At 67.9% G+C, this 22,122-nt stretch carries 24 protein-coding genes and 1 tRNA gene; 16 read left to right on the top strand and 9 right to left on the bottom strand.

The window, feature by feature from the left end; translation table 11 throughout:
• Window positions 1-2 precede the first annotated feature (2 nt).
• From napF to ACGHX3_RS17270, 5 genes are read left to right on the top strand one after another with little or no spacing between them, the layout of a single operon-like run.
• Entirely contained in the window at window positions 3-515 is a 513-nt protein-coding gene (gene napF / locus ACGHX3_RS17290; RefSeq protein WP_213605317.1) for a ferredoxin-type protein NapF, read from the top strand.
• Window positions 512-835 carry a chaperone NapD gene (locus ACGHX3_RS17285; RefSeq protein ID WP_213605316.1) on the top strand — a complete coding sequence of 108 codons (324 nt, stop codon included), beginning with the start codon at window positions 512-514 and terminating at the stop codon, window positions 833-835. Before napF ends, ACGHX3_RS17285 begins: the two co-directional genes overlap by 4 nt.
• Window positions 819-3,311, top strand: a complete 2,493-nt coding sequence (gene napA / locus ACGHX3_RS17280) for a periplasmic nitrate reductase subunit alpha (protein WP_394695710.1) — start codon at window positions 819-821, stop codon at window positions 3,309-3,311. Before ACGHX3_RS17285 ends, napA begins: the two co-directional genes overlap by 17 nt.
• Window positions 3,312-3,321: 10 nt before the next feature.
• The gene (locus ACGHX3_RS17275; protein WP_213605314.1) at window positions 3,322-3,879 is read left to right on the top strand and encodes a nitrate reductase cytochrome c-type subunit; all 558 of its coding nucleotides are present in this window, start codon (window positions 3,322-3,324) and stop codon (window positions 3,877-3,879) included.
• A 3-nt stretch (window positions 3,880-3,882) separates the two neighbouring features.
• Complete coding sequence (locus ACGHX3_RS17270; protein WP_213605313.1) at window positions 3,883-4,482, top strand: NapC/NirT family cytochrome c; 600 nt, start codon at window positions 3,883-3,885, stop codon at window positions 4,480-4,482.
• Window positions 4,483-4,500: 18 nt separating this feature from the next.
• On the opposite strand, the gene wrbA is transcribed toward ACGHX3_RS17270, so the two are convergent.
• Both wrbA and ACGHX3_RS17260 read right to left on the bottom strand, forming a co-directional pair.
• Entirely contained in the window at window positions 4,501-5,100 is a 600-nt protein-coding gene (gene wrbA, locus ACGHX3_RS17265; RefSeq protein WP_213605312.1) for an NAD(P)H:quinone oxidoreductase, read from the bottom strand.
• Between the two features lie 12 nt (window positions 5,101-5,112).
• Window positions 5,113-5,556: a helix-turn-helix transcriptional regulator gene (locus tag ACGHX3_RS17260; protein WP_394695709.1), complete on the bottom strand. Its 444-nt coding sequence runs from the start codon at window positions 5,554-5,556 to the stop codon at window positions 5,113-5,115.
• Window positions 5,557-5,867: 311 nt separating this feature from the next.
• On the opposite strand from ACGHX3_RS17260, the gene ACGHX3_RS17255 reads away from it, so the two are divergent.
• The gene (locus tag ACGHX3_RS17255; protein ID WP_394697324.1) at window positions 5,868-6,482 is read left to right on the top strand and encodes a response regulator; all 615 of its coding nucleotides are present in this window, start codon (window positions 5,868-5,870) and stop codon (window positions 6,480-6,482) included.
• A gap of 94 nt (window positions 6,483-6,576) precedes the next feature.
• Window positions 6,577-7,554 carry an alpha/beta fold hydrolase gene (locus ACGHX3_RS17250; RefSeq protein WP_394695708.1) on the top strand — a complete coding sequence of 326 codons (978 nt, stop codon included), beginning with the start codon at window positions 6,577-6,579 and terminating at the stop codon, window positions 7,552-7,554.
• Window positions 7,555-8,158: 604 nt separating this feature from the next.
• On the opposite strand, the gene ACGHX3_RS17245 is transcribed toward ACGHX3_RS17250, so the two are convergent.
• Window positions 8,159-8,235, bottom strand: a tRNA-Met gene (locus ACGHX3_RS17245).
• A gap of 116 nt (window positions 8,236-8,351) precedes the next feature.
• On the opposite strand from ACGHX3_RS17245, the gene ACGHX3_RS17240 reads away from it, so the two are divergent.
• The 3 genes from ACGHX3_RS17240 to bfr all read left to right on the top strand — a co-directional run bounded on the left by ACGHX3_RS17240 (window position 8,352) and on the right by bfr (window position 9,818).
• Window positions 8,352-8,948, top strand: a complete 597-nt coding sequence (locus tag ACGHX3_RS17240) for an RNA pyrophosphohydrolase (RefSeq protein WP_162338167.1) — start codon at window positions 8,352-8,354, stop codon at window positions 8,946-8,948.
• A 67-nt stretch (window positions 8,949-9,015) separates the two neighbouring features.
• Window positions 9,016-9,228, top strand: coding sequence for a bacterioferritin-associated ferredoxin (locus ACGHX3_RS17235; protein WP_162338168.1), 213 nt, complete (start codon window positions 9,016-9,018; stop codon window positions 9,226-9,228).
• A gap of 119 nt (window positions 9,229-9,347) precedes the next feature.
• A complete protein-coding gene (gene bfr / locus ACGHX3_RS17230) occupies window positions 9,348-9,818 on the top strand; it encodes a bacterioferritin (protein ID WP_213604611.1) in 471 nt (156 codons plus the stop codon).
• Here the strand turns inward: bfr and ACGHX3_RS17225 are convergent.
• The 3 genes from ACGHX3_RS17225 to ACGHX3_RS17215 all read right to left on the bottom strand — a co-directional run bounded on the left by ACGHX3_RS17225 (window position 9,791) and on the right by ACGHX3_RS17215 (window position 14,882).
• Window positions 9,791-12,241 carry a hybrid sensor histidine kinase/response regulator gene (locus tag ACGHX3_RS17225; RefSeq protein WP_213604672.1) on the bottom strand — a complete coding sequence of 817 codons (2,451 nt, stop codon included), beginning with the start codon at window positions 12,239-12,241 and terminating at the stop codon, window positions 9,791-9,793. The genes bfr and ACGHX3_RS17225 overlap by 28 nt on opposite strands.
• A 44-nt stretch (window positions 12,242-12,285) precedes the next feature.
• A complete protein-coding gene (locus tag ACGHX3_RS17220; protein ID WP_213604612.1) occupies window positions 12,286-14,178 on the bottom strand; it encodes an EAL domain-containing protein in 1,893 nt (630 codons plus the stop codon).
• A gap of 83 nt (window positions 14,179-14,261) precedes the next feature.
• Window positions 14,262-14,882: a DUF4126 domain-containing protein gene (locus tag ACGHX3_RS17215; protein WP_213604613.1), complete on the bottom strand. Its 621-nt coding sequence runs from the start codon at window positions 14,880-14,882 to the stop codon at window positions 14,262-14,264.
• A gap of 98 nt (window positions 14,883-14,980) precedes the next feature.
• Here ACGHX3_RS17215 and ACGHX3_RS17210 point away from each other — a divergent pair, with 98 nt between their 5' ends.
• The 6 genes from ACGHX3_RS17210 to ACGHX3_RS17185 are packed head-to-tail and all read left to right on the top strand — an operon-like array spanning window position 14,981 to window position 19,240.
• Window positions 14,981-15,715, top strand: a complete 735-nt coding sequence (locus tag ACGHX3_RS17210; protein WP_213604614.1) for a DUF6776 family protein — start codon at window positions 14,981-14,983, stop codon at window positions 15,713-15,715.
• A gap of 1 nt (window position 15,716) precedes the next feature.
• Window positions 15,717-16,148: a polymer-forming cytoskeletal protein gene (locus tag ACGHX3_RS17205; protein ID WP_162337541.1), complete on the top strand. Its 432-nt coding sequence runs from the start codon at window positions 15,717-15,719 to the stop codon at window positions 16,146-16,148.
• A gap of 47 nt (window positions 16,149-16,195) precedes the next feature.
• Window positions 16,196-16,924: a DUF6776 family protein gene (locus tag ACGHX3_RS17200; protein WP_213604615.1), complete on the top strand. Its 729-nt coding sequence runs from the start codon at window positions 16,196-16,198 to the stop codon at window positions 16,922-16,924.
• Window positions 16,925-16,961: 37 nt separating this feature from the next.
• Complete coding sequence (gene erpA / locus ACGHX3_RS17195) at window positions 16,962-17,348, top strand: iron-sulfur cluster insertion protein ErpA (protein ID WP_213604616.1); 387 nt, start codon at window positions 16,962-16,964, stop codon at window positions 17,346-17,348.
• Between the two features lie 20 nt (window positions 17,349-17,368).
• On the top strand, window positions 17,369-18,316 hold the full coding sequence (nudC, locus tag ACGHX3_RS17190) for an NAD(+) diphosphatase (RefSeq protein WP_213604617.1): 948 nt from the start codon (window positions 17,369-17,371) through the stop codon (window positions 18,314-18,316).
• A 39-nt stretch (window positions 18,317-18,355) separates the two neighbouring features.
• The gene (locus ACGHX3_RS17185) at window positions 18,356-19,240 is read left to right on the top strand and encodes a hypothetical protein (protein WP_213604618.1); all 885 of its coding nucleotides are present in this window, start codon (window positions 18,356-18,358) and stop codon (window positions 19,238-19,240) included.
• Between the two features lie 48 nt (window positions 19,241-19,288).
• On the opposite strand, the gene ACGHX3_RS17180 is transcribed toward ACGHX3_RS17185, so the two are convergent.
• From ACGHX3_RS17180 to ACGHX3_RS17170, 3 genes are all read right to left on the bottom strand, one after another.
• Complete coding sequence (locus tag ACGHX3_RS17180; protein ID WP_213604673.1) at window positions 19,289-19,699, bottom strand: DUF2752 domain-containing protein; 411 nt, start codon at window positions 19,697-19,699, stop codon at window positions 19,289-19,291.
• Window positions 19,699-20,037, bottom strand: a complete 339-nt coding sequence (locus tag ACGHX3_RS17175; protein ID WP_162337537.1) for a CD225/dispanin family protein — start codon at window positions 20,035-20,037, stop codon at window positions 19,699-19,701. Before ACGHX3_RS17175 ends, ACGHX3_RS17180 begins: the two co-directional genes overlap by 1 nt.
• Window positions 20,038-20,202: 165 nt before the next feature.
• Entirely contained in the window at window positions 20,203-22,098 is a 1,896-nt protein-coding gene (locus tag ACGHX3_RS17170) for an MFS transporter (protein ID WP_213604619.1), read from the bottom strand.
• Window positions 22,099-22,122: the final 24 nt, after the last annotated feature.

Below are 22,122 nucleotides of genomic sequence, written 5' to 3'. Positions count from 1 at the left end.
CGATGGGCGATATCCGCTCCCCTTCCCGTCGTGCCCTGCTGTTCGGCCGCCTGCCCGCCGAACCGTTGTCCATCGCGTTGCGACCGCCCTGGGCGAAGCCCGAGCCTGAGTTCCTGGCCGCCTGCACGCACTGCGATGCCTGCGTGCGGGCGTGTCCCGAGCAGGTACTGGTCCGCGGTGCCGATGGCCTGCCGCGCTTCGAGGCGCGCGCGGGCGAATGCACGTTCTGCGGCGACTGCGTGGCGGCATGCGACAGCGGCGCCTTCGAAGCTGCGCGTGACCCGCCGTGGACCCTCGTCGCCCAGGTCGCCACCACCTGCCTGTCGGCGCAGGGCGTGGTCTGCGCCAGCTGCCGTGACGTCTGCCCAACGTCCGCGATCCGCGTGGCGCCCGGCGCGCGCGGCGCGGCCACCGTCGATCTCGATACATGCACGGGCTGCGGCGCCTGCGTCGCGCCGTGCCCGGTAGACGCCATCACGGTGCAGCACGCACCCGCCATGGAGGCCGTCGCTTGAACGCACCCGCACCCGACATCCATATCGCCAGCTTTGTCATCCAGCACCGCGACACCGCCGGCGGCGCGCTGGCCGCGATGATCCGCGAACACGCCGACCTCGACCTGGCGCTCGCCGGCGGCACGCGCAGCGTGGTGATCTGCGAATCCGCCGACCGCCATGCGGTGATGGAGCGCGTCGACCAGCTGCAGGCCGTGCCCGGCGTACTCAACGTGCTGCTGGTCTACCACCACGCCGAGCCGGCGCACGCCCTCGACGAATCCTTGCCTTCACTGTCCATCCTGTCCATGACCGGAGAGGCCCATGAGCACACGTCGTGACTTCATCCGCCACAGCGCGCTGGCCACGGCCGCCGCCGCGGCCGGCCTGCCGCTGGCCGGCAGCGGCAGCAACGTCGTCACCGAAGGCGACCTGACCACGCTGAAGTGGGACAAGGCGCCGTGCCGCTACTGCGGCACCGGCTGCGGCGTGAACGTCGCGGTCAAGGACGGGCGCGTGGTGGCGACGCACGGCGATGTGCACGCCGAGGTCAACCGCGGCATCAACTGCGTGAAGGGCTACTTCCTCTCGAAGATCCTGTACGGCGCCGATCGCCTGACCCAGCCATTGCTGCGGAAGAAGAACGGCGTCTACGCGAAGGACGGCGAGTTCACCGCGGTGGGCTGGGATGAAGCCTTCGACGTGATGGCGGCGCAGTTCAAGCGCGTCCTCAAGGAGAAGGGCAGCGACGCGATCGGCATGTTCGGCTCGGGGCAGTGGACGATCTTCGAGGGCTATGCGGCCAACAAGCTGATGAAGGCCGGCTTCCGCAGCAACCACATCGACCCGAACGCCCGCCATTGCATGGCCTCGGCGGTGGCGGGCTTCATGCGCACCTTCGGCATGGACGAGCCGATGGGCTGCTACGACGACATCGAGGCGGCGGACGCGTTCGTGCTGTGGGGTTCGAACATGGCCGAGATGCACCCGATCCTATGGACGCGGGTGACCGACCGGCGGTTGTCGCATCCGCACGTGAAGGTGGTGGTGATGTCCACCTTCGAGCATCGTAGCTTCGAACTGGCCGACATCCCGGTCATCTTCAAGCCGCAGACCGACCTGGTCATCCTCAACTACATCGCCAACCACATCATCCGCACCGGCAAGGTCAACCAGGACTTCGTCGGCAAGCACACCACCTTCAAGCGCGGCAACGACGACATCGGCTACGGCCTGCGGCCGGACCATCCGCTGGAAGTGAAGGCGAAGAACGCGAAGGATGCCAACGGCGGGCAGCCGATCGGCTACGAGGATTTCGCGCGCTTCGTGGCGCCGTACACGCTGGAGAAGGCCGTCGAGATGACGGGCGCGGAACGCGGCTGGCTGGAGCAGCTGGCCGAGCTGTACGCCGATCCGAAGACCAAGGTGATGTCGTTCTGGACCATGGGCTTCAACCAGCACACGCGCGGCGTCTGGGCCAACAACATGGTCTACAACATCCACCTGCTGACCGGGAAGATCGCCACGCCGGGCAACAGTCCGTTCTCGCTGACCGGGCAACCGTCGGCGTGCGGCACGGCGCGCGAGGTGGGCACGTTCAGCCATCGCCTGCCGGCAGACATGGTGGTGACCAATCCCGAGCACCGGAAGCACGCCGAGGAGATCTGGAAACTCCCGCCCGGCACCATCAATCCGAAAGTGGGCTACCACGCCGTCGAACAGAACCGCGCGTTGAAGGACGGCAAGCTCAACGCGTACTGGGTAATGGTCAACAACAACATGCAGGCCGCGGCGAACCTGCGCGAGGAAACCTGGCCGGGCTACCGCAACCCGGACAACTTCATCGTCGTTTCCGATGCCTATCCCACGGTGACGGCGCAGGCGGCGGACCTGATCCTGCCCGCCGCGATGTGGGTGGAGAAGGAGGGCGCCTACGGCAACGCCGAGCGGCGCACCCAGTTCTGGCACCAGCTGGTGAAGGCGCCAGGCGAGGCGCGCTCGGACCTGTGGCAGCTGATGGAATTCTCGAAGCGCTTCACCACCGACGAGTGCTGGCCGGCCGACCTGTTGGCGGCGAACCCGCAGTACAAGGGCAAGACGCTGTTCGACGTGCTGTACCGCAACGGCAACGTGGACCGCTTCCCGAGCGAGCAGATCGAGCGCGGCTACGCCAACGACGAATCGGCGCTGTTCGGGTTCTACGTGCAGAAGGGCCTGTTCGAGGAATACGCCGCCTTCGGTCGCGGCCACGGCCACGACCTGGCGCCGTTCGACGACTACCACAAGGCGCGCGGCCTGCGTTGGCCGGTGGTCAAGGGCAAGGAGACGCGCTGGCGCTACCGCGAAGGTGCGGATCCTTACGTCAAGGCGGGGAGCGGCTTCGAGTTCTACGGCAACAAGGATGGCAAGGCGGTGATCTGGGCGCTGCCGTACGAGCCGGCCGCCGAATCGCCCGATGGCGAGTTCGACCTGTGGCTGGTCACCGGCCGGGTGCTGGAGCACTGGCACTCGGGTTCGATGACGATGCGCGTGCCGGAGTTGTACAAGGCGTTCCCGGCGGCGGTGGTGTTCATGAATCCGGATGACGCGAAAGAGCGCGGCCTCAAGCGCGGCGACGAGATCATCGTGGCCTCGCGCCGGGGCGAGATGCGCTCGCGGGTGGAGACGCGCGGGCGCAACCGGATGCCGCGCGGCGTCGTGTTCGTGCCGTGGTTCGACGCGGGCCAGCTGATCAACAAGGTCACGCTGGATGCGACCGATCCGATTTCCAAGCAGACCGATTACAAGAAGTGCGCGGTCAAGGTCGTCGCCGCCTAGGAGGCTCGCCATGCAGAACAAGCAGCTATGGATCGCGGTGGCGCTGACAGGGGTGCTGATGGCGCTGGTGTTCACGGCCGGGTGGATGGTGGGCCGGCCCGACCGGCACGAAGCGCCGGTGCCCGCCACATCCACGCCGGTCGACGCGCGGGCGGTGTTCGTGCCCGGCGCGGGACAGCTCGACGCGCTTCGGCGAGGCGTGCCAGTGGATCAGGAGGGGCATCCGCCACCGCTCGCGCACGTGGAGAACGCCGACCTCAAGCGCGCCCGCGCCTATCCGATGCAGCCGCCGACCATCCCGCATGCCATCGACGGCTACCAGGTCGACAGGAACAGCAACCGTTGCATGCTGTGTCATGCGCGCGCCAACGCAGCGACGTTCCAGGCGCCGCCGGTCAGCGTGACCCACTACATGGACCGCGACGACCAGTTCCTGGCGACCGTCTCGCCGCGCCGCTATTTCTGCAACCAGTGCCACGTGGTGCAGACGGACGCGCCGGTGCTGGTGGCGAACCAGTTCCGCGACATCGACAGCGTGCTGTCGGTGCCGCCGACGGCGAAGGAGTAGCCCATGTGGTCACGGATGAAGCGGGAGGGGCTGGCGTTCTGGCGCACGCTGCGGCTGCCCAGCCGGCACTACAGCCTCGGCTTCCTGACGGTGGCCGGGTTCCTGGCGGGCGTGATCTTCTGGGGTGGCTTCAACACTGCGCTCGAGGCGACCAATACGGAAGCGTTCTGCACCAGCTGTCATGAGATGCAGGACAACGTGTTCGAGGAACTGAAGTCCACCATCCATTACAGCAACCGCTCCGGTGTGCGCGCCACCTGTCCGGACTGCCACGTGCCGCACAACTGGACCGACAAGATCGCCCGCAAGATGCAGGCCTCCAAGGAAGTCTGGGGCAAGATCTTCGGCACCATCAACACGCGCGAGAAGTTCCTCGACGAACGCCTGATCCTGGCGACCCATGAATGGAACCGGTTGAAGGCCAACGATTCGCTGGAGTGTCGCAATTGCCACGACTACGACTCGATGGATCTCACCCGGCAGGGATCGCGCGCGGCGCAGGTGCACAAGCTGTGGTTGGGCACCGGCAAGAAGACGTGCATCGACTGCCACAAGGGCGTGGCCCATCGCCTGCCGGACATGACCGGCGTACCGCAGGGGTGAGCGGCCGCGGGAGTGTGGTCAGCCGTGCAGCTTGATCGCGGTCTCCGCAACCACGCGGCCCTGGTAGCGCGCGCCCTTCAACTCGTTCTCCGACGGCTGCCGTGAGCCATCGCCGCCGGCGATGGTGCTGGCGCCGTACGGCGAGCCGCCGGTGATCTCGTCCAGCGTCATCTGGCCGGCGTGACCGTAGTCCAAGCCGACGATGACCATGCCGAAATGCAGCAGGTTGGTGATGATGGAGAACAGGGTGGTCTCCTGGCCTCCGTGCTGGGTAGCGGTCGAGGTGAATGCTGCGCCGACCTTGCCGTGCAGGGCGCCGCGCGCCCACAGGCCGCCGGCCTGGTCCAGGAAACTGGCCATCTGCGAACTGATGCGGCCGAAGCGGGTGCCGGTGCCGACGATGATCGCGTCGTAGTCGGCGAGTTCCGCGATGGTGGCGACCGGCGCGGGCTGGTCGAGCTTGTAGTGCGAGGCGCGTGCCACCTCGTCCGGCACCAGTTCGGGCACGCGCTTGATGTCGACCTGCGCGCCCGCACCGGTCGCGCCTTCGGCGATGGCATGCGCCATCGTTTCGATATGCCCGTAGGCGGAGTAGTAGAGCACCAGGATCCTGGCCATCGTCGTCGCTCCTCAGGGATGCGCGTTTGCCTGCGCGGTGTCGGACAGGCGGAGTATGCGGGTCGCACCCGTAGTGCCGGCGTGACGGCACTCGTGCGAGAACGCGCGCGGCGACACGCAGGTAGCGCGACGGAACGTGCGGGTGAAGTGGCTCTGGTCGTAGAAGCCCAGCGCCGCGGCGGTGTCGGCGATACGCTGGTCGCCGCGCGCCAGCATTTCCTTGGCGCGTTCCAGCCGCAGCCGCATCACGTAGGCCATCGGGCTGCAGCCCACGCGCTGGCAGAATTGCCGGGCGAAGTGGAAGCGGCTGATGCACGCGGCTGCCGCGACGTCCGCCAGCGTGAAGTTCCTGCCCAGGTTGCGCAGGATGAACGCGTCCGCGCGCAGGAAGGCGCGCTCGTTGAGGCCCGGCGCACTGCGTTGGATGGCAGGATGGGTGTCCTGGCCGGCGTGCATGGTCGTGCCTTGTCGGATATGGGGCGCAACGTGGGTCGTGCGCCGGTGCCCCCCTGTGCCTCAAGGTGCCTCGGTGTCGATGCACCTTGATACCCCTGTCGGGGTAGGAGTGTCCTCACTCGATCGGGGTAGGTCGACGCACCGTCCGTCCGCTTCGCCCGCCAACGAAACGACGACATCCTTCCGACGGACGGTGCGGGCTCGGTAACGCCTCGAGCCAACCGAGGGCACGCGCTTCTTTGCCCGCACCCCGTTCCTCCTCCCGCGCCGTGTCGCTGCCACCGCCTGCCAGCCCGCTTCCTTCCGACGGCATGATCCGCGTGCTGGTCGTGGACAATCACCCCTTGCTGCGCGAAGGGATCGCGGCGGTGCTCGGCACGCAGCCGGACATGCGCGTGCAGGCCGAAGCCACCGAAGGCAGGGAAGCGGTCGACCTTTACGACAGCCTGCGTCCCGACGTGGTGCTGATGGACCTGCAGATGCCGGGCATGGACGGCATCAGCGCGATCCGCGCGATCCGCGAGCAGGACCCCGCGGCGCGGATCGTCGTGCTGACGACCTACCAGGGCGATGTGCAGTGCCTGTGTGCGCTGCGGGCGGGTGCCCGCGGCTACCTGCTCAAGAGCATGCTGCGCCGGGAACTGGCGGACACGATCCGCGTGGTGCACGCAGGCGGGCGCCGCGTGCCGCCCGAAATCGCCGACAGCCTGGCCGAACAACTGGGCGACGACGGACTGAGCGCGCGCGAAGTCGACGTGTTGCGCCAGGTCGCCGAGGGCTACGCGAACAAATGCGTTGCGCGCACGCTCGGCATCTCGGAAGAAACGGTCAAGGCGCATATGAAGAGCATCCTGTCCAAGCTCGCCGCCAACGATCGAACGCACGCCGTCACCATCGCGATCAAGCGCGGCATCATCCAGCTCTGAGCGTCACGCCACGTCGCGCACGATTGTGCAATCGCGACGCATGGGCGCGGGCGCACGCTGACATGGTCTCCACGACCACAGGCGCAACATCGCGATGCGCACACCAGACGACGACCAACCTGCCGACCCGCGGCGACGCCGCGTGGTCATCGCCGGCGCAGCCGCCACCGCGTTCGCTGCGCTTCCCGCGTTGCCGCTCGCGGCCGCGGGCAACCTTTCTCCCACCATCCCCCACGAGGAGCGACGCATGGCCACGTTCACCACCAAAGACGGCACGACCATCTGGTACAAGGACTGGGGCAAGGGCCCCGTGGTCTCCTTCAGCCACGGCTGGCCATTGAGCGCCGATGCCTGGGATCCGCAGATCTTCCACCTAGCCAGCAACGGCTTCCGCTGCATCGCCCACGACCGGCGCGGCCATGGCCGTTCCAGCCAGCCGTGGAACGGCAACGAGATGGACGCCTATGCCGACGATCTCGAGCAGCTGTTCGAGCACCTGGGCGTCAAGGATGTCGTGATGATCGGCCACTCCACCGGCGGTGGCGAAGTCGCGCGCTACATCGGCCGCCACGGCACGAAGCGGGTGAAGAAGGCCGTGCTGATGGGCGCGGTGCCGCCGATCATGCTGAAGACCGACGCGAATCCGGGCGGCCTGCCGATGTCGGTGTTCGATGGTTTCCGCGAGGCCTATCTCGCGGACCGCGCGCAGTTCTTCCTCGATGTCGCCAGCGGCCCGTTCTTCGGCTACAACCGGCCGGGCGCGAAGGTGTCGGAAGGCAACATCCGCGCATGGTGGACGCAGGGCATGCAGTCGGGCTTCAAGAATGCGTACGACTGCATCAAGGCATTCTCGGAAACCGACTTCACCGAAGACCTGAAGAAATTCGACGTGCCCACGCTGATCATCCATGGCGATGACGACCAGATCGTGCCGATCGACGCATCCGCGAAGCTGTCGGCCAAGCTGGTGTCCGGCGCCGAGCTGAAGATCTACAAGGGTGGCTCGCACTCGCTGGGCGATACCAGCCGCGAGCAGCTCAACGCCGATCTGCTGGCGTTCGCGCGCAGCTGATCGCAGCAGCCACCGGGAGGCAGCGCAGGCGTCGGCAAACGACGCCTGCGGCGCGCCATCGACGCTGACGATATGGTCGAGCCGGATGGCACTGCCGTCGTCCAGTCGCACGTGGTCCACGTGGTCGTGCGCAAGCTTTCTCCCATAACCCTCGCGCAACTCATTGCGGAGCGGAGACATCGACACATGGGGGAGCGGACGCATACCCAATGCGGTCCTGGATGGCATGAACGTCGGCACGAGCGGTTTGGCTCATGCGGGATAGGCAATTCGCGGCATCTACACGCACGCAGAGTCTGTGGGGGCCGACAAGCAATGCCATGGCAATTGCGGCCTCGCCAGACAACTCATTGTTGGTTTCGTGCATGGCACTGCGCAGCTCAATTGCGCTCAGTGGACCTGGAAAAGCGACAGGCGCGGTGGAGATGCGGCTTGGGGAGATGCGAGCGCTGCTGTCGACAATGCGACCCCCGGCGGACGCGGTGCTTGGCCCCGGAAGTGCCGAGCAAGCCGAGCCACCCCGGTCCGCAGCACCAGGCCCCGCCCAACAAAAAACCCGCCTCGCGGCGGGTCGTTCTCAACGCGTTGATTCCGCTCGGGAATCTGGTGGCTATGGGTGGACTCGAACCACCGACCCCAGCATTATGAGTGCTGTGCTCTAACCGGCTGAGCTACATAGCCGCGCGAACCGCGTATTCTTCATTTCGACCCCATGCCTGTCAAGCGTGGGGCGCGCGCTTGTCGCCCGCGGCGACGCGTGGCAGAGTCGGGGGCAGTAGATTTCAGGAGTCCGCATCGTGATCGATCCGGACGGCTACCGACCCAATGTCGGCATCGTGTTGATGCGGCCGGACGGCCGGGTGTTCTGGGCGCGACGTGTGCGCCGGGATGGCTGGCAGTTCCCGCAAGGCGGCATGAACACGGACGAGACGCCGGTCGAGGCCATGTACCGCGAGTTGCGCGAAGAAACCGGCCTGTTGCCCGAACATGTCGAGGTGTTGGGCGTTACGCCCGGCTGGCTGCGCTATCGCCTGCCTCCCCGGGCGATCCGGCGGACCGAACGGCAGGTCTGCATCGGCCAGAAGCAGGTGTGGTTCCTGTTGCGGCTGGTGGGCGACGAGACAAACCTGCGGCTCGACCTGACCGAGAGCCCGGAGTTCGACCACTGGCGTTGGGTGGATTTCTGGTACCCGGTCGAGCATGTGGTGATCTTCAAGCGGCGTGTCTATGCCAGTGCGTTGGGGCACTTGGCTTCGTTCGCCCGCAGCGTGGCGGGGCCGCAGGCGGTTCCCCCGCAGCTTCCCGATCCCAGGGCGGCGGATGGTGCGCGCCGTCGCAATCGGGATCGACCCGGACGTAAACGGGGCGGCCTGGGCGAACCCGCCAAGAATTGACAATCATTCTCATTCCGGGTGAAATGGCGGTGGGCCGTTCCGAGCCCGTCGCGCCGCCGCTACCGCCGTGTACGTCTGCATCTGCAATGGCATCACCGACCACCAGATCCGTGAGGCTGCCGCCGCCGGATGTTCCACCGTGGCCGAACTGACCATGCGGACCGGCGCCGGTGCCAATTGCGGCAGCTGCCTCGACATGGCGATGGGCATACTCCAATCCGCCCAGCCCGCGGCCCGCGAGTCGCTCTTTCCGATCATCGCGCTGTCGCACGCTGCCTGACGCGCGCATGCCGCCCGTCGGCGGCGTTGCAGGCTTTTCCCCAATGATCACGATTCGCGTTCCGTCACCGTGCGCGCGTACGGGCTAACCTCTGCCGTCCCCGCCCACGGAGCATGGCCATGAAAGGCGACGCCAAGGTCATCGAGTACCTCAACAAGGCGCTCTACAACGAACTGACCGCCATCAACCAGTACTTCCTGCACGCCAAGATGCTGAAGAACTGGGGCTTCAAGGAGCTCGCCGAGCACGAGTACAAGGAATCCATCGACGAGATGAAGCACGCCGACAAACTGTCGGAGCGCATCCTCTTCCTCGATGGCCTGCCGAACTTCCAGGCGCTGGGCAAGCTGCGCATCGGTGAGACGCCGCGCGAGATCCTCGAATGCGACCTGCTCCTGGAGCAGGAGGCGCTGCCGCTGCTGCGCGAGGCGATCGCGTACTGCGAATCGGTGGCGGACTACGTCAGTCGCCAGTTGTTCGCCACCATTCTCGACTCCGAGGAAGAGCACATCGACTGGCTGGAAACGCAGCTATCGGTGATCGACCGGATCGGCGAACCGAACTATCTGTTGACCAAGCTCGAGGACTGAGCCGTCGCGGCCTGCTGCGGCGGGAGCAGTGGCCGGCCCAACTGCTGTGCGGCGTAGCCCTGCAGGGCCATGCGCGCGCGCGCGTACTCCGCGATGACCAGCGCCACGGCCACGGCCGGGCGTTCCAGCTTGCGGGCGCGGGCGCCCAGTTCCACGCGCTTGGCGGCGGCCGACAGCGCCATGGCGCCGACATTCGCACTGGACGACTTGAGCGTGTGAGCCGCGTCGCGCATCGCGTCCAGGTCCGGAACGGCGGCGGCCTTCTCCAGCGTGCCGATCAGGCGCGGCGCATCTTCCAGGAAAATGCTGATGATGCGCGAGGTCTCGTCGCCGGCGATCTCGCGCAATTCCTCCAGCATCGTCTGGTCCAGCACCGGAAAGCTGGGCGCGGGCGCACGCGCCGTGGCTACGGCGGGCGAGGGCGGTGCGGGTTCCGCCGGTGTGACGAGGGCGGCATTGCGCAGCACGAAGTTCATGCGGTCGGGTAGCCAGCGGTGCAGGCAGCTTTCCAGCTGTTCGCGCGACACCGGCTTGGCCAGGTAGTCGTCCATGCCCGCATCCAGGCAGCGCTGGCGGTCTCCTGCCATGGCGTTGGCGGTCATCGCCACGATCGGCAGGCGGCCTCCTTCGGCGCGCTGCGTTTCCAGTTCGCGCCAGCGACGCGTGGCGGCATAGCCGTCCAGCACCGGCATCTGGCAATCCATCAGGATCAGGTCGAAATGCTCCAGCTGCATGCGCTTCAGCGCGATGTCGCCGTTGGCGGCCGTCTCGCAGCGGAAGCCGAGCACGGACAGCAGCTTCTGGGCTACCAGCAGGTTGACCGGGTTGTCTTCCACCAGCAGCAGGCGCGGCTCCGTCCGCATCGCGCTGACCACCGCGGGCTCCGGCTCCGTCGTCGCGGTGTCCTCCGCCTGGACGACGGGCGGCAGGGGTGCGTCGGCGAGCGCCTCGCCCGGTGCGGGCATGGCGTCGTCGGCGGGAGGCAGGACGACAGCGGACTCGGGAAAGATCTCGTCCAGCGCATCGACGGCGTCCGCTTCCTGCTCCGGCGTGGCGCCGGTCAGGGCGGCGCGCAGGTCCGCGTCGGGCGATTGCCGCGACAACAGCGTGCTGCGCGGATGCAGCTCCGCCGGCACCGTGTCGTCGCCATACAGCCACAGCAGGCGCAGCGGGTCGGGCGTTGGCCGTCGCGTGATCGCGCGATGCAACGCCAGCGCTGTACTGCGGATGCCGCCGATGTCGGCCAGCACGGCGAGGTAGTCCTGCTGCCCCTGCTCGCCCACCAGGCGCAGGCGGTCCAGGGCTTCCTGCGTGGTTTCGACGGCGACCGGATGCATGCCCCAGTTGGTGGCGAGCAGCGTGAGGCGCTGGCGCAGGCGGGCATCGGGCGAGACGATCAGCACGCGGCCGTGGTCGAGCGCGCCGTTGTCGCGCTGGCGCAGGTCGCCGATGACCTTCATCAGCGGTACTTCGAACCAGAAGGTGGACCCGCGCCCCACCTCCGACACCACGTCGATACGCCCGCCCATCAGGTCGACGATGCGTCGGCAGATGGCCAGTCCCAGCCCGGTGCCGCCGTACAGGCGCGTGGTCGATGCATCCGCCTGGCTGAAGGAATGGAACAGCCGGTGGCGGGCGTCCTCTTCGATGCCGATGCCGGTATCGCGCACTTCGAACCGCAGCAGGTGCTGCGCGGCGGTCTCGCCCAGCCTGCGCACCACGAGGGTCACCGAGCCGCGTTCGGTGAACTTGATCGCGTTGCCGACGAGGTTGGTGAGCACCTGCCGCAGGCGCACCGGGTCGCCGCGAACGGGCAGGCGCACGGCCGGGTCGAGCTGCAGGCTCAGGCGCAACCCCTTGTTCTCCGCCGGGCGATACATCAGCTGCAGTACGCCATCGAGCAGTTCGCGCAGGTTGAAGCCGGTGATCTCAAGGTCGAGCTTGTTGGCCTCGAGCTTGGAGTAGTCGAGGATGTCGTCGACGATCCGCAGCAACTGGTGGGATGACGCGGTTGCCGTCGTCAGCATCTCGCGCTGGTCGGCCGCCAGCGGTGCGCGCGACAGCATTTCCAGCATGGGCACGATGCCGTTGAGCGGCGTGCGGATCTCGTGGCTCATCGTGGCGAGGAACTCGCCCTTGGCCATCGCCGCGGATTCGGCGGCCTGTTTCGCGCGCACCAGTTCCTGTTCCAGGCGATCGTGCCGCTGCAGGTCGCGTTGCAGCCCATCGCGTTCGGACTCGGCCATCGCCGCGCGTGCCTGTATGCCGGCATGGCGGTGCGCGTCGGCGCGTGCGTGCCAGGCTGCAACGAAGGCCGCCAGCAGGGCCGCGCCTCCCGCGGCGGTCGCCACCGGCAACCAGGGTCCGGCCAGGCCCGACCAATGCAGGCCCAGCGACACGACCGACGCGGTGGCGCAGGCCATCGTCACCCAGGGCATCACCGGCGTCCGTCCGGCGCTGGGCATCCTTACAGCACCGCGTTATGGAAGTCGAAGCCGAGTTCGCTGCCGACCGCCTGCACCAGGTTGCCCTGGATGAAGTCGACGCCGCCCATCCACATGGCGGCCGCCGCCTGCGGATCCTCGATCTGCTGGCCGATCACCTGCAGTCCCTGGCGATGGGCGCTGTCGATGATGCCGCGCAGCTGGTCGCGCAGTACGGGATCCGCGTGTGCGCTGGCGTACTTGCTGGAGACCCGCACGAAGCTGAGCGGCAGCTGCGTCAGCAGGGCGTCGGCCTCCGTGCCTGGCTCGAACTGGCTCAGGCAGAACTGCACCCCGGCCGGCATCAGCTGCTGGCAGAACTGCCGCAGCGTGACCGTGTGGATCAGCGCATCGGCCAGGCGCAGGTCGATCACCAGCGAGGTCCCTTCGATGCCGCGCGCACGCAGCGCGTCCAGCAACCACTGCGCGTGCGATTCGCGCGCCAGCGAGCGCGGCGACTGCGACACGAACAGGCGAAGCGACGGCCCCGCCGCTTGCCGTTCGGCGAGCACGTACAGGGCGTGTTCCAGCACCCAGTGATCGATCTGCGCGATGCCGCCGGCAAGTTCCGCGGCCGGAATGACCTGCGAGGCCGGCAGCAGCGAGCCATCGGGCTGGCGCATCCGCAACAGCACTTGGTACTGCGCCTGGTCGCTGCCGGCGACGGCGACGATCGGCTGGTAGGCCAGCTCGAACTGGCCATCCTCCAGCGAGATGCGCGGCGCATCGTCGTCGACTTCCGCCGGGACGTATTCGGCCAGACTGTCGGCTTTCAGGCGGGCCTGCAGCACGGCGCGTTCGATGGCTTCCAGCGCACTGCCGGCATCGGCAAAGCCGAGCGACATGGCGGTATAGCCGACCGAGCCGCGGAGCTTGAGGACCTCGTTGGGGCGGGTCTGGAAGTCGTGACTGGCCAGTCCGTCGCGCAACTGCTGCGCGAGCGCGGCGAGCGTGGTCTCGTCGACGCTGTCGGCCAGCATCAGGAAACTGTTGTCGTTCAGGCGTGCGACCGGGTGCGGCGACGCGGCCGCCGCCAGCTGTCGGCCAGCCTGGCTCATGAGGTGCTCGAAAACGGCGTAGCCGTAGCGCTCGCGCAGGCTCAGCGCGCTGTTGACCTCGACGAAGAACACCCCGCCGCGCGACTGGCGTTGCAGCGAGTCGGCGAGTTGCTGGAGCACGAAGGTGCGGGTCGGCAGCCCGGTATCGGTATTGACCGATGGGCGCGGCGCCTGCAGGGCCTGGTTGCGCTGGCGCGCGCGCTGGATACGGTTGGAGACCGCGGCGATCAGGTGGCGTGGCCGGATCGGCTTGTTGAGGAAGTCGTCGGCGCCGCTTTCCAGCACCTCGAACTGCCGTTCCGGGTCCGGATCGCCGGTCAGGAACACGATCGGCAGGTGCAGATACTCGGGTTGCTGCCGCAACAGCATGGTCAGCGACATGCCGTCCTTGCCCGGCATGTGCAGGTCCATCAACACAAGATCGGGGCGGAAACGGCGCATCGTGTCGAGCAGCCCGTCGGACTGCATCTGCACTTCGGCCTGCATGCCGGCGCCGTGCAGCACGCTCTGGGCGAAGAGGGCCTGGCCGCGGTCGTCCTCGACGATCAGGACACGGTACGGAGAGTCGGGATCGACCGGTTCCGGCGGCGCAGCCGTGGTGGCGGCAGGCGCCTCGGTCATCGGGGGGGGCGGGGGCAAGGGAGTGGGGGGCTGCGGGGTCATGTCGACGGGCTCTCCGGCGTCGGGGGCATCCGCCGCATCCTCGGGAGCAGCATCCTCCACCCAGCGGCGCCAATGGTGGGCCGGTGGTGTTTCGGCGCGCAGGCGCGAGCGTGAGGGCTCATCCTGCGGGCGGGATGTGGAATCGATGGCGGACATCAGGCTTCCCCAAGCTGAGCCCCATTATGCGATGAAGTTCACGGCCGAGGCAGGTTTCATGATCCCCGATGCACCGGTCCCTGTCACGGGCCGGAGGCCGGGGGTGGCGCATCCGCGAGTGGCGCCGACTGCAGCAGGCGCTTCAGGCCGCGCGACACCTTGCGCCACACCCACCACACGGCGACCGCGATCAGCACCGAGGCCCCGATCACCAGGAACAACGCAATCCAGGGGTGTGCGAAGGCCAAGGCCAGACCGCCGACCACCACGGCATCCTCGGTGATCGAGGCGGCCCAGTTGCTCACCGGCTCGGGCGACGTGTTCATCAGGGCACGAGAGCCGCTCTTCAGCACATGACTGGTCAGGGCGACGCCCGCCCCGGCGGCCAGCACGCCGCCGCTCAACTGGCCGTCGGGCGACAGGGTGGCGGCTGCCAGGAAAGCGCCCGCCGGCACGCGTGCCAACGTCTGCAGCAGGTCCCAGCCGGAATCCACGCCGGGAATCTTGTCGGCGAAGAACTCGGTCAGCGCCAGCGCGCCGGAGGTACCCAGCACCCACCAGGATTCGGTGGCCTGCAGCGCGGGCGGCAGATCGAGCCAGCCCAGGGCGCCGGCCAGTCCCACCCCGAAGACGGTGAGGTAGACCCGGATCCCGGCCATCCATGCCAACAGGATCCCAATTACGAAAAGATGCGCTTCGGACATCCTGGCCACTCCCGTTAGACTCAAGGGCTCGCGCCACTGCGGCGAGTATAGGGGTCCCGTCTGGCTGCCGGCTGAGCGCCGCCTGCCGCCTGTCCGTCATGTCTGCGCCTGTTCCCTCCCGCTTCCGGATCGTGCCGCGCGACGTGGCCGTCCGCCGCCGAGGTGCCTCGTTGCTGCTCGCCCTGGCATGGGTGGTCGCGGTGGGGGCCACATGGTGGGCGGCCACCTATACGGCGGCGCCCAGGCTGGCGAAGGCCGACGCGGCGCTGGCGAAAGCCGAGCGCGACATCAAGGCGGTGCAGTCCGAATTGAGTTCCCTGCGCCAGCGCGAATCCACGCTCGCGCGGTCCGACCAGATCAGCCGTGCCGCCAACGCCGAGGTGCAGGAAGCCCTGGCGGAACGGGATGAGGAGATCGCGGCACTGCGGGCCGATGTCGCCTTCTACGAGCGGCTGGTCGGATCGACCAGCCAGCGCAAGGGCTTGACCGTTCACGTGGCCGAATTCGCCCCCGAAGATGGCGGCACCTGGCGCTACCAGATCATGCTAACGCAGACGATGAACCGCGGCGCGGTCAGTGAAGGCCAGATGCGCTTCACGGTCGAGGGCGTGCGCGCCGGCAAGCTGGCGGCCGTGCAGTGGGACGAACTGCACCAGCAGCGCAGCGCACCGGGACAGGCCTATTCCTTCCGTTATTTCCAGCAGTTGGACGGCAACGTGATGCTGCCGCCGGGGTTCACGCCGCAACGCGTCAAGGTGACGCTGCACGGCGACGACGCGGCGGTGGAGCAGGCCTTCGACTGGAAGACCGCAACTGCCGCAGGAGGCAAGTGAGATGTTCAAGACCAAGCCCATCCGCCCCGACGTGGGTGCCATCGACACCCTGATCGGCCCGCAGGTGACCATCCGCGGCGACGTCGTGTTCAGTGGCGGCCTTTACGTGGAAGGTCATATCCAGGGGAAGGTGATCGCCGAAGCCGGCGGGCGCGCCGTGCTGACGCTGGCCGAACAGGGCAGCATCGAGGGCGAGATCCAGGCGCCGGTGGTGGTGATCAACGGGCGCATGGTCGGCGACGTGCACGCGCTGGAGCGCATCGAACTGGCCACCAAGGCGCGCGTGCAGGGCAACCTGCACTACAAGGTCGTGGAGATGAGCGCGGGCGCGCAACTGACCGGTCGCCTGGTGCACGCCGATGCCCTGGCCGCCGAGCACGCCACGCATGACGCCGGCCCGGTGCCGGAAGCCTGGGCGGCCGCCGACGCCTGATCGGCTCATTCAGAGCCGGCTGGGAACCGCCGCGCTATCCTGCGGCCATGAACGCCAGGCCGCTCCCGCCGACCGTGCCGCCGCCCCGCTTCAGGAGAGGGCCGGTCATCGCCGTCGTGGCACTGGCCGTGGTCGTCGTGGCAGGTGGATGGGCCGTATGGCGCTCGATGGCCGGCAGCACGGGCGAAGGACCTACGCCCGCCCAACTGCGCGGCCAGCAGGAGCGCATCGAATCGCTGGAACAGCAGGTCGCCACGCTGTCGCGCTCCGACCAGATCAGTCGCGACGCCAACCGCGACCTGCAGGCCACGCTGTCCGAGCGCGACGAGGAAATCGCGGGCCTGCGCGCCGACGTCGCCTTCTACGAGCGGTTTGTCGGTGCCACCGCGCAGCGTCGCGGCCTGTCCGTACACGAACTGACCCTGCAACCGCAGGACGAGCAGGCGTGGCACTTCACCGCCACCCTCACCCAGAACCTCAACCGCGGCGCGGTGAATGCCGGTCGCCTGCTGGTGTCGGTTGAAGGCACGGAAGCGGGCAAGCTGCGTCGCCTGGCCTGGGCCGACCTGCGGCAACAGTCGAATGCGCCCGGGGTGCCCTATTCGTTCAAGTATTTCCAGCAGGTCGAGGGCGACCTGCTGCTGCCGCCGGGGTTCAAGCCGGTCCGGGTGATCGCTCGCCTGGTGCCGCAGAGCGGCCGCGCCGTGGAACAGTCGTTCCCGTGGACGCAGGCGGCCGCGAAGGAAGGCGCGGGTGCCGGCGCCGGTACGCCCTGACCTTGAACTGCCTTCCCCCAGCCCTCATCCTTTCCGCATGACCACCGTCGTTTCCCTGCCCACCGCGGCGGCCGCGCCCGACTACCAGTCCATCGACCGACCGCTGAACTTCACGCCGGCCGCAGCTGCGAAGGTGCGCGAGCTGATCCAGGAAGAAGGCAGCGACAGCCTGGCGCTGCGCGTCTACATCCAGGGCGGCGGCTGCTCGGGCTTCCAGTACGGCTTCGAGTTCGACGAGAACCGCGCCGAGGATGACGTCGCCGTCGACACCGATGGTGTGTCGCTGCTGGTCGATCCGCTGAGCCTGCAGTACCTGATGGGGGCGGAAGTGGACTACAGCGAAAGCCTGCAGGGCGCGCAATTCGTCATCCGCAATCCGAACGCGAAGACGACCTGCGGCTGCGGCAGCAGTTTCAGCATGTGAATCCCGGCCTGCCGCGTTCCGTGACAGGTCACGCCTCTCTTCCTGGGCCTCTTTCCGGCTTCGCCTTCGCGGGCGATACGCTGGATCGTGCCGATGCGCTGCGCGACGACGCGGAGGCACTGGCGCGCCTGTGGCCGTCCGCGCGCGTGATGATCCTCGACGAGGAAGGACGTGCGCTCGCGCAGGCGGACGGCACCTTGCTCGCGTTCGAGGGCGCTTCGCTCGGTGGCGGTCCCGGGGCGAGTCTTTTCCTGGGGCGTCGTGACGACGTGGCCTGGTTCGCCGCGCATGCCCGTCACCACGCCGTCCAGGCGCCGGCGTGGCTCGATCTTCGCCGTGCCGCCGCGACGTGGCCCTCGTTCGAGTCCGGTGTGTTCGCGATGGCCCGGGCGCTGCTGCACTGGCAGTCGTCCACCCGCTTCTGCAGCGTCTGCGGCGGCGACATCACCTTCCGCCGTGCGGGCTACACCGCGCATTGCACGCAGTGCGGCAAGGACCACTATCCGCGGGTCGATCCTGCCGTGATCGTCGCCGTCAGCGATGGCGAGCGCCTGTTGCTGGGACGCCAGGCATCGTGGCCGCCGCGGCGCTACTCGGTGGTCGCCGGGTTCGTCGAGCCCGGCGAAACGCTCGAGCAGACCGTCGTGCGCGAAGTGCTGGAAGAGACGCAGGTGCGCGTGCGCGGTTGCCGCTATCTCGGCGCGCAGCCGTGGCCGTTCCCGGGTGCGCTGATGCTGGGGTTCTGTGCCGATGCCGAGCCCGATGTTCCCCAGGTCGACGGCGAACTGGAGGATGCCCGCTGGTTCACCTTTAAGGAGATCGATGCGGCGCTCGCACGCGAGGGCAGCGACGACGGCGAAGGTCTGCTGCTGTCGCCCTCGATCTCGATCGCGCGCGCATTGATCGAACACTGGCACGCCGGCATGCGCGCGCGCAGCGCGTGTCCGCCGGCGGAGACCGGGCGTTAACGCGCGCCCGCGCTAGAATCCGGTATCCGGAGGAGCCGCATGTCGATCACGCTCGTTGCCGTCGTGCTTGCGCTGGTGCTCGGCCATGTCGCCCCTTCGCTGGTCGCGTCGTTCCGCCAATACGGCTGGTACGACGCCTGGATGCACTGGCTGGGCGAATCGGCGCGCGATGGCGGCTTCTGGAAGGAGCGCTATGGCATCGCATTGGCGCTGGTGCCGGTCCTGCTGGTCGTCGCGCTGCTGCAGTGGTCGCTCGATGGCCCGGTGTACGGTCTCGCGGGCCTGCTGTTCGACATCGCGGTACTGGTCTATGCGTGGGGGCCGCGCGATCTCGATGTGGATGTCGAAGCCGTCATCGATGCGCACGACACGACGACGCGTCGCGCCGCCATCGCGCGGCTCGGGTTTACCGGCGAAACCGCGGCGCTGGACGGTCCTGCCCTGGTCGAGGCCGTGTTCACCCATGCCCTGCGGCGATGGTTCGGCGTGCTGTTCTGGTTCCTGCTGCTGGGACCGGTCGGCGCGATCCTCTACCGGCTGGCGGTGCACAGCGCCGCGGCGACGGCGCTGCCCGAGCGCAACCGTGCGGGGGCCCGCGCGCTGAGGACGGCCCTGGAATGGCCGGTCGCGCAATTGATGACGCTGGCGATGGCGCTGGTCGGCAACTTCGACACGGTGTTCTCCACCTGGCGCGACGCCGGGGGCGCGCGCTTCCGGCTGGACACGGGATTCCTGGCCCAGGCAGCACGCGCCAGCGTGCGCGCCGAACTGGCGGAGGAAGCCGAGGAATATGCGGAAGAAGGCATGGTGCAGGCCATGCGGGAGCTGCCCGAGCTGCGCGATGCGATGAGCCTGGTCTGGCGCATCCTGCTGTTGTGGCTCGCCGTGCTGGCGCTGTTCGTGATCGGGGGCTGGGTCAGCTGATCCGTCGCCGGGCGCGAGGTCGCCGCTGCCGCGGCGCGGAAGCGGGGATCAGGGTGGCGCCAGCAGCGTGAACGGAAACCACGGCAGGTTCCGCGCGATCCAGTAGGCCGGCAACAGGAACAGCCAGAACGTCGGCGCCAGCAGGACGCGCATCAGGGGTTCCAGCACGCGCGGCTGCCAGCCTTGGCTGTGGGCCACCATCAGTGGGATCACCGGCAACAGCAGCACACCCAGCGGGTTCATCGCGAACGCCCGCGGCAGGTCGCCGTGGACCAGCGCGTGCAGGGCGCGCGTGAGCCCGCAGCCCACGCAGAGGTAACCGGTCAGCGCCCGGAACATGCAGCCGGGGAACGGGCTGTCCGCCGCGTTGGGATCGAACTTCAGCAGCAGCCAGACGCCGACGGCGGCCACCAGGGCCGCCGCCGTCAACGCAAGGTAATGCAGGGGACGCAGTGCGATCACTGCATCTGCTGCATCTGCTGCATCATCTCCATGTACTGCTCCATGCCGCCGGTGGCCAGCATGACGATATTGAGCAGCAGGCCGATGATCGCGAACGCGGTGGCCACCCAGCACCAGGTCTTGGCGTTGGCGGACGAGCGACGCGCACCTTCCAGGTCGCCCTGGTTGAGCTTGGTGTTCACCTGCGCCGAGAACACGATCGCCACGATGCCGATCAGGCCGAGCGGACAGCACAGGCAGGTCGCGAGCACCGTGGACACGATGGCCCAGGCAAGATGGTTGGGAACACTGCCGGGTGCGGCGGATGACGGCGGCATGGGAGGTACGGCGCTCATGCAGGCTTTCCTTGTACAGGGATGGAGGGGCGTGCGAGTCGGCGTGCATGCCGCTCAGGCCGCCCAATAGTGCCAGACCTGTGCGAAAAATGAACCACGGCACCGCCATTCGTCGCATGCCTGCACGTCAACCTCCATCGGAAGCGAGGACGACGCACGGTCATCTCACGCAGCATCGCCTCGCAGCGTCCGGACCCTGGCTTCCAGCTGATCCGCATCCACGGTCGCGCCGTCCATCGGCTCGCCCGCCATGACCTCGATGTGGGCGCGGAACCGTCGCGGCACCCGCATGCGGCCGAGCCGCGTATCGCGCCGACTCCACATGCTGGCCCACATGCCCTTCAATGCCATCGGCACCACCGGGACCGGACGCCGTTCCAGGATCTTCTCCACGCCGGACTTGAAGGCGGCGATCTCACCGTCCTTCGTCAACGCACCTTCCGGGAAGATGCCGACGATCTCGCCCGCCGCCAGCGCCGCGTCGATCTCTTCGAATGCGCGGCGCATCAGCTCCGGATCCTCTTTGGCGCCGGCGATCGGGATCGCCTTGGCGGTGCGGAAGATCCAGCTCATCACCGGGATCTGGAAGATCCTGTAGTACATGACGAAGCGCACCGGCCGCGGGATCGTCGCCGACAGGATCAGCGCGTCCATGTAGCTGACGTGGTTGCAGACGATCAGTGCCGGGCCTTCGTCGGGCACGTGCTTCTCGATGCCGTGCAGGCGCAGCCGGTACAGGGCGCGCACCAGCAGCCAGCTGAGGAAGCGCATCAGGAATTCGGGCACGATCGTGAAGATCCAGATCGCGACCACGGCATTGGCGATGGCCAGCGCGAGGAAGATCTGCGGTCCGCTCCACCCCAGCGCATGCAGCGCCAGGCCGACCAGTGCGGCCAGCACGATGAAGCCGGAGTTCTGGATGTTGAGCGCGGCGAACACGCGCGCCATCTGCGAATTGGGCGTGCGGCTCTGGATCAGCGCGAACAGCGGCACCACGAAGATGCCGGCGAACATGCCGATGCCGACGAGGTCGATCATGATGCGCACGCTGCCGGCCTGGCGGACGAAGTCGCCCACGCCGAGCCCGGTGACCGGCGCGATACCCGGCCGCGCGAAGTACAGATCCAGCAGGAACGCCGTCATGCCGAACGCGCCCACCGGCACCAGGCCGATCTCGACCGTGCGGCCCGACAGCCGTTCGCACAGCAGCGAACCCACGCCGGTGCCGATGGAGAACAGCGCCAGCGCGAACACGTACAGCGTCGACGAGCCGTCCACCGCTCCGAGGTGCAGCTTGGCGTACGCCGGCAGTTGCGAAGTCAGCAGCGTGCCGAAGAACCAGAACCACGACACGCCGAGGATCGCGTTGCGTACGGCCAGTTGCTGCTTGGCCATGCGCAGCACGGCAAGCGATTCCGGGATCGGGTTCCAGCGGATCACCAGGTCCGGCGCTCCGGCATCCATGCGCGGGATGAGGCGCGACATCACGTTGCCCAGCACCGCCAGCAGCACGATGGCGACCGCGGCGGCCTGCGGCCCGTGCGCGCCCGCCACCTGGAAGATCATGCCGCCGGCGATCATGCCGCACAGGATCGAGATCGACGTGCCCATCTCGACCAGCCCGTTGCCGCCGGTCAGTTCCTCCGGCTTGAGGATCGAGGGCAGCACCGAATACTTCACCGGTCCGAACAGCGTGGACTGCACGCCGGTGCAGAACAGCGCGACCAGCAGCAGCGGCATGTTCTGCAGCAGGAAGCCGACCGCGGCCAGCGACATGATCACGATTTCCATCGTCGTGGTGATCACGATCAGCCGGTGCTTCTCCAGCTTCTCGGCGAACTGCCCGGCGATGGCGGAGAACAGGAAGTACGGCAGGATGAAGATCGCCGGTGCCAGCGTGGCGTACAGCGAGAGCTGGTCGTCGCTGGCGCCCAGGAAGAACAGCAGCGCGATGATCGCCTGCCGGTAGACGTTGTCGTTGAAGGCGCCCAGCGCCTGGACGGTGAAATACGGCAGGAACCGCCGTTGTGTCAGCAGCGAAAACTGGCTGTGGCTGGACATGCGCCCTCCGTGGGTTGCGCGCAG

The sequence above is a fragment of the Pseudoxanthomonas japonensis genome, assembly GCF_043632995.1.
Taxonomy (GTDB): Bacteria; Pseudomonadota; Gammaproteobacteria; order Xanthomonadales; family Xanthomonadaceae; genus Pseudoxanthomonas_A; species Pseudoxanthomonas_A japonensis.
Note: the sequence above shows the minus strand (reverse complement) of the source record. Positions and strands in the feature narration are given on the sequence as shown.

Coding starts and splice junctions, on each gene's coding strand:
- napF (WP_213605317.1), top strand. CDS start 3: ATGGGCGATATCCGCTCCCCTTCCCGTCGTGCCCTGCTGTTCGGCCGC.
- napA (WP_394695710.1), top strand. CDS start 819: ATGAGCACACGTCGTGACTTCATCCGCCACAGCGCGCTGGCCACGGCC.
- ACGHX3_RS17275 (WP_213605314.1), top strand. CDS start 3,322: ATGCAGAACAAGCAGCTATGGATCGCGGTGGCGCTGACAGGGGTGCTG.
- ACGHX3_RS17270 (WP_213605313.1), top strand. CDS start 3,883: ATGTGGTCACGGATGAAGCGGGAGGGGCTGGCGTTCTGGCGCACGCTG.
- wrbA (WP_213605312.1), bottom strand. CDS start 5,100: ATGGCCAGGATCCTGGTGCTCTACTACTCCGCCTACGGGCATATCGAA.
- ACGHX3_RS17260 (WP_394695709.1), bottom strand. CDS start 5,556: ATGCACGCCGGCCAGGACACCCATCCTGCCATCCAACGCAGTGCGCCG.
- ACGHX3_RS17255 (WP_394697324.1), top strand. CDS start 5,868: ATGATCCGCGTGCTGGTCGTGGACAATCACCCCTTGCTGCGCGAAGGG.
- ACGHX3_RS17250 (WP_394695708.1), top strand. CDS start 6,577: ATGCGCACACCAGACGACGACCAACCTGCCGACCCGCGGCGACGCCGC.
- bfr (WP_213604611.1), top strand. CDS start 9,348: ATGAAAGGCGACGCCAAGGTCATCGAGTACCTCAACAAGGCGCTCTAC.
- ACGHX3_RS17225 (WP_213604672.1), bottom strand. CDS start 12,241: ATGGCCTGCGCCACCGCGTCGGTCGTGTCGCTGGGCCTGCATTGGTCG.
- ACGHX3_RS17220 (WP_213604612.1), bottom strand. CDS start 14,178: ATGTCCGCCATCGATTCCACATCCCGCCCGCAGGATGAGCCCTCACGC.
- ACGHX3_RS17215 (WP_213604613.1), bottom strand. CDS start 14,882: ATGTCCGAAGCGCATCTTTTCGTAATTGGGATCCTGTTGGCATGGATG.
- ACGHX3_RS17210 (WP_213604614.1), top strand. CDS start 14,981: ATGTCTGCGCCTGTTCCCTCCCGCTTCCGGATCGTGCCGCGCGACGTG.
- ACGHX3_RS17205 (WP_162337541.1), top strand. CDS start 15,717: ATGTTCAAGACCAAGCCCATCCGCCCCGACGTGGGTGCCATCGACACC.
- ACGHX3_RS17200 (WP_213604615.1), top strand. CDS start 16,196: ATGAACGCCAGGCCGCTCCCGCCGACCGTGCCGCCGCCCCGCTTCAGG.
- erpA (WP_213604616.1), top strand. CDS start 16,962: ATGACCACCGTCGTTTCCCTGCCCACCGCGGCGGCCGCGCCCGACTAC.
- ACGHX3_RS17185 (WP_213604618.1), top strand. CDS start 18,356: ATGTCGATCACGCTCGTTGCCGTCGTGCTTGCGCTGGTGCTCGGCCAT.
- ACGHX3_RS17175 (WP_162337537.1), bottom strand. CDS start 20,037: ATGAGCGCCGTACCTCCCATGCCGCCGTCATCCGCCGCACCCGGCAGT.
- ACGHX3_RS17170 (WP_213604619.1), bottom strand. CDS start 22,098: ATGTCCAGCCACAGCCAGTTTTCGCTGCTGACACAACGGCGGTTCCTG.